Here is a 6000-nt window from a genome sequence, read left to right on the forward strand (position 1 = left end):
CGCTCCTCATGCCGCTTTGGCAAACGAAACTTGACGTTGTGATGCGGCCAAGCCGGGCCCCGCGCGACGTCGTCAAATCCGGCTCGTGCTTGAATATGTCCGGCCGATCTCGGCCCGGTTCGCCGGCTTTACCTGTTGGTGACCTGCAACGGACCGCCGGTGGCGTCCGACATCCGGGCGATGGCACCGGCGCGGCCGCTCATCATGCCGTCGAGCCGGTCGCGCTCCTTCTCGAAGCCGGCCAGCATCGGGCCTTCCAACGAGCGGCCGCGCGGCAGTTTCACACGCAGCGGATCGACGAAGCGGCCGTTGACCAGGATTTCGTAGTGGACGTGCGGGCCGGTCGACGCGCCGGTCGAACCGACGAAGCCGATCACCTGGCCCTGCCGCACCTTCTTGCCGGGCTCCATGCCCTTGGCGAAGGCCGACATATGGCCATAAGCGGTCTCGTAGCCGTTGTTGTGCTTGATGCGGATGTATTTGCCGTAGCCGCCCTCGGGGCCGGCCTTCTCGATCACGCCATTGCCGGAGGCGAAGATCGGCGTGCCGTAGGAGGTGGCCCAGTCGACGCCGGTATGCATCTTCACATAGCCGAGGATGGGGTGACGGCGGCCGCCGAAGCCGGAGCGCATGATGGCGTTGTTGACGGGCTTGCGCACCAGGAACTTCTTCGCGCTCTTGCCGGTCTCGTCATAGTAATCGACGACGCCGTCATCGGGGCTCTGGTAGCGGTAGTATTTCTTGGTCTCGCCGCCGAGCGTCAGCGAAGCGAACAGCACGTCGTTCTTTTCGCTCGCGGTCACGCCTTCGTCTTCGCCGGCGTAGAACACGTCGAATGAATCGCCCGGCGCCACCTTGCGCTGGAAATCGACGTCGTAGGAATAGATCTTGATCATGTCGTCGATGACGGGCATCGGCACTTTGTTGCGCATCGCGGTCTCGTAGATGCTCTGGTAGAGCCGCACGCCCGTGCCGTCATCCTCGTCATCGTCGTCGCTGTTGGCGTTCGCCGCCGCGTCGGCGACGGTGTTCATGCTGGAGACGTCGACCGCGACGTATTTGCCGAGATCGGACAGCGCCGCGATCGCCTCGACCATGGTCTCGTTGGCGATGACGACGCGGTAGGGCTGCAGGCGGGCGCCGGGGCTTGCGGGCGCCATCAGGATCCGCAGCTTCTCGCCTTCCTTCAGGCCGCCGTCGCGGCCGCGCGGCCCAAGCGTCGCGGTGATCGCCTTGATCTCCTCGGCCGTGGCGCCGAGATCGCGCAGCACGCCGGCGACGCTGTCGCCCTTCTTGACCACGTGGACGCGTTCGCCGTTGGGATTGCCGCCGGTGATCTGCTCTTTGGTCTTCGGCAGCAGCGTGACGTTTTCCGGCACCACGCGCGTCTCGAAGCCGGCATAGGGATCGGACGGCGACACTTCGGTGGCGTAGGCGCTTCTGATATCGGACGGGCCGGTCGCGCCGGAGACGTCGGCCGCAGCATTGGAGAGCGCGGCGTAGCGCACCCCGCCATTGCCGCGCCAGTTGGCGGCATCGCGGACCCGCATCAGGATGTCGTCGAGCGCCACCACTGCGGAAATCTTGGCTTTCGGCAGCACCTGGGAGAGGTCCTTGGTGACGAACGAGACCTCGGCGTCGGGTTCGACGGCTTCCGGATTGTTGGGATCCTCGGATGCCGCCTTCGGATCGGATCCGACATCGGTGAGAAGGCGCTGGGCGTTGAATGGCGGGATCTTCGCCGACAGATCGCTCGTCGTCATCGACAGATTGCCGGCAATCCGGATGAAGGGACGCACCCGCATCACGTCGCGGTTGCCGACGCGGGCGACGGTCGAGACGCGCACGATGTTGCGCGAGGCCGTGGATTCGCTCGGCGGCGGCAGGCGGTCGCTCTTGTGCAGCGTGGCGGTGCGGTCGGCTGCGCCGAATGCGCCGCGCAGCGCGCCTTCGACGCGCTCCGGCACCTTGGCGAAGGTCATCTCGCCGTCGAGCGAAGCGAAAACGGCGCCGCCGATCAGGGCTGCGCCGCAAAGTCCGGTTAGAATCGTCCCGCTGAACCATTGCACCGAGACGCGGCGGCGATCGATGACGGCGGCTTCCGAACCATCGACGGACAGCGGCGGCTCGTGGCCGAGATCGATGATCCCGGTCTCACGCCCGTAAGCGCCGCGTGACGTCCTATGGTTCAACCCAAGTCCCCCAATCAACGATCCGAGAGCCCGATTTCGAGCAGCCCCGTTTCGAGCAACCCTGTTTCGAGCCCCTCCTTGAGCCGCCCTCTTCGGGGCGTCTCTGGAAAAGGCAAGCCGCATAGGCGTCCGCGGTCAGAAGGCCCAGATGTCGGACCGGCCGAATTTACGAACAGCTAAGCGGAAAAAGATCTCTCGATGTGTCTCGAATGTCTGAAGAAGGCCGCTTCATCGTATGATCGCCTTCCTCTGACCCCACACAAACCGCCGGCAGCCCCCACTGGCATCCCTGCGATTCAAGCTTTGTCTGTACCAGAACGCCGGGGGATTGTGGCTCAAGTACGGCGCCTAATATGGAAAAGTTTCCCGAACGGCCGGGCGTCAGGGGCCTTCCAGGGACGAGCGATCCAAGTCGCGTCCAAGTCGCCTCATGCCGCCTCCGGAGCCCTCTCGAGCCCAAACTTTTTTTGAGTTTTTTCTCCGCGCCGGCGCGATCCAGCCGCTCACCGACTTTCTAACCTGCTGTAATCGCGTGGATTTTTCGAACAATCCACCGTGCGACGATTTTCTGACAATGGTCGTTGACAACCCCGATGGGCGGGGCCTATAACCCGACCACTGAGCGCGGCGCCGCCGGGTCACTGACCAAGGCGAGCGAACGCGCCACTGATGCTCCTCACCTTGTTGAGTGACACAACAGTCGACGTAAGTCGATTGGAGTTCATCCATCGTCGGTAAGGGTGTCGGAACCCTTCCTTTCTGGAAGGTTGGGACCTCCTGGTCCCGGGCTGTTTGACAAGTGAAGATGAAGAAAGAGAAACGTGGACGGCGGAGTCCTTGCGCCTCTCGGATACTGAAGAGCTTCGGCTTTTGAGTTCTGAGAGGGGACGAAAGACTTCGGCGGTACACGTTTTAAGGTTACACCATCGTTGCCAGCGATGTGAATCGCGGGCAGCTCATCGACTTCGGTCGATGAAAAATGGTGGGACCTCGTCAAAACGTTGTGATCAGCCGGTTCAAAGTTCAAGTCCAACTTGAGAGTTTGATCCTGGCTCAGAGCGAACGCTGGCGGCAGGCTTAACACATGCAAGTCGAGCGGGCGTAGCAATACGTCAGCGGCAGACGGGTGAGTAACGCGTGGGAACATACCTTTTGGTTCGGAACAACACAGGGAAACTTGTGCTAATACCGGATAAGCCCTTACGGGGAAAGATTTATCGCCGAAAGATTGGCCCGCGTCTGATTAGCTAGTTGGTGAGGTAATGGCTCACCAAGGCGACGATCAGTAGCTGGTCTGAGAGGATGATCAGCCACATTGGGACTGAGACACGGCCCAAACTCCTACGGGAGGCAGCAGTGGGGAATATTGGACAATGGGCGCAAGCCTGATCCAGCCATGCCGCGTGAGTGATGAAGGCCCTAGGGTTGTAAAGCTCTTTTGTGCGGGAAGATAATGACGGTACCGCAAGAATAAGCCCCGGCTAACTTCGTGCCAGCAGCCGCGGTAATACGAAGGGGGCTAGCGTTGCTCGGAATCACTGGGCGTAAAGGGTGCGTAGGCGGGTCTTTAAGTCAGGGGTGAAATCCTGGAGCTCAACTCCAGAACTGCCTTTGATACTGAGGATCTTGAGTTCGGGAGAGGTGAGTGGAACTGCGAGTGTAGAGGTGAAATTCGTAGATATTCGCAAGAACACCAGTGGCGAAGGCGGCTCACTGGCCCGATACTGACGCTGAGGCACGAAAGCGTGGGGAGCAAACAGGATTAGATACCCTGGTAGTCCACGCCGTAAACGATGAATGCCAGCCGTTAGTGGGTTTACTCACTAGTGGCGCAGCTAACGCTTTAAGCATTCCGCCTGGGGAGTACGGTCGCAAGATTAAAACTCAAAGGAATTGACGGGGGCCCGCACAAGCGGTGGAGCATGTGGTTTAATTCGACGCAACGCGCAGAACCTTACCAGCCCTTGACATGTCCAGGACCGGTCGCAGAGATGTGACCTTCTCTTCGGAGCCTGGAACACAGGTGCTGCATGGCTGTCGTCAGCTCGTGTCGTGAGATGTTGGGTTAAGTCCCGCAACGAGCGCAACCCCCGTCCTTAGTTGCTACCATTTAGTTGAGCACTCTAAGGAGACTGCCGGTGATAAGCCGCGAGGAAGGTGGGGATGACGTCAAGTCCTCATGGCCCTTACGGGCTGGGCTACACACGTGCTACAATGGCGGTGACAATGGGACGCTAAGGGGCAACCCTTCGCAAATCTCAAAAAGCCGTCTCAGTTCGGATTGGGCTCTGCAACTCGAGCCCATGAAGTTGGAATCGCTAGTAATCGTGGATCAGCACGCCACGGTGAATACGTTCCCGGGCCTTGTACACACCGCCCGTCACACCATGGGAGTTGGTTTTACCTGAAGACGGTGCGCTAACCCGCAAGGGAGGCAGCCGGCCACGGTAGGGTCAGCGACTGGGGTGAAGTCGTAACAAGGTAGCCGTAGGGGAACCTGCGGCTGGATCACCTCCTTTCTAAGGATGGTTCTTCAGAAGCTTGCTTCTATCGAACCGTTTTAGAAACATCAGTGGCCAACGGTCGTCAGGATCGTTGAGCTGCATTGGCGGGATTTCGCCGTCTTCGTTTCTCTTTCTTCGCGGACGAACACGCGCTGGGGCTGCAACCTTGCAGAATCCCTGGTCCTTGACTGGATATGCGTTAGGGGCTTGTAGCTCAGTTGGTTAGAGCGCGCGCTTGATAAGCGTGAGGTCGGAAGTTCAAGTCTTCCCAGGCCCACCACACTCATCGAGTGAGCATTCGTCTTCTGGTTACGGGGCCATAGCTCAGCTGGGAGAGCGCGTGCTTTGCAAGCATGAGGTCGTCGGTTCGATCCCGTCTGGCTCCACCAGATGGTTTGATCACCGGCTGCTCATACCGTCGTCCGCGAAACATCACTTCGCACTTACTAGTCCGGATGGACAGTAAGCTGCGTGATTTCTGACATCGTAAAGAGGAGATCGATCCGAGTTGGATCGGGCAACAAGTAATTGTTGCGCGATACTTCATTATCTCCGGATCATTTCGGCGCTCGTGCGTCTTCCATTGTAGCTCACAAGGCTGCTTTGAAAGACAAGCGAGTTGTAAATGATCCTTTTAGCGAAGCTTGACCGCCTCGCTATCGGAACGATCTTACGAAGCAAGCTGGTCTTTCTAATCATTGTCCGGCTGCAGATAGCGTTCATCGAGGGCGCGTGCCGCAAGGTAGTTCTGCAGACAACATTCTGCCGAGTGTGTGGACATTGATAATGAGAGCAATCAAGTGCCTTAAGGGTGTTCGGTGGATGCCTTGGCGCTGAGAGGCGATGAAGGACGTGCTACGCTGCGATAAGCCGTGGGGAGCTGCGAAGAAGCTTTGATCCATGGATTTCCGAATGGGGAAACCCACCTTCGATAGCCGGAACTCCAAGACCTCAGTCGAAAGACTGTGGTGTGGGGTTCGAACAGAAATGTGAGATGCCTAGGCCTTTAGATTTCGATCGAAGAGGTTTTGGATTTCCGGTTATCAAAAGAAGGTATGAGACTTCTGAATACATAGGAGGTTTCAAGCAAACCCAGGGAACTGAAACATCTAAGTACCTGGAGGAAAGGACATCAACAGAGACTCCGTTAGTAGTGGCGAGCGAACGCGGACCAGGCCAGTGATACATCAAAGACAATCGGAACCAGTCAGGAAAGCTGGGCCTTAGAGGGTGATAGCCCCGTACGAGTAATGCGATGATGTATCCATGAGTAAGGCGGGACACGTGAAATCCTGTCTGAACGC

1 protein-coding gene, 2 tRNA genes and 2 rRNA genes (1 of these 5 running past the window's edge) are annotated in these 6000 nt (G+C 58.7%); 4 read left to right on the top strand and 1 reads right to left on the bottom strand.

Features of this window, described 5'->3' with window-relative positions:
- Positions 1 to 128: 128 nt before the first annotated feature.
- On the bottom strand, positions 129 to 2192 hold the full coding sequence (locus IVB50_RS33560) for a M23 family metallopeptidase (RefSeq protein WP_018453272.1): 2064 nt from the start codon (positions 2190 to 2192) through the stop codon (positions 129 to 131).
- Positions 2193 to 3222: 1030 nt separating this feature from the next.
- Here IVB50_RS33560 and IVB50_RS33565 point away from each other — a divergent pair.
- From IVB50_RS33565 to IVB50_RS33580, 4 genes are all read left to right on the top strand, one after another.
- Positions 3223 to 4711, top strand: a 16S ribosomal RNA gene (locus IVB50_RS33565).
- A 188-nt stretch (positions 4712 to 4899) separates the two neighbouring features.
- Positions 4900 to 4976 (top strand) — tRNA-Ile (locus IVB50_RS33570).
- Positions 4977 to 5009: 33 nt separating this feature from the next.
- Positions 5010 to 5085: transfer RNA gene (locus tag IVB50_RS33575), tRNA-Ala, on the top strand.
- Positions 5086 to 5490: 405 nt separating this feature from the next.
- Positions 5491 to 6000, top strand: a 23S ribosomal RNA gene (locus tag IVB50_RS33580) (it continues 2363 nt past the right edge of the window).
- The 16S and 23S rRNA genes sit together here with 2 tRNA genes alongside, the layout of an rRNA operon.

The organism is Bradyrhizobium sp. 87 (assembly GCF_023073015.1).
GTDB classification, from domain to species: Bacteria; Pseudomonadota; Alphaproteobacteria; order Rhizobiales; family Xanthobacteraceae; genus Bradyrhizobium; species Bradyrhizobium canariense_D.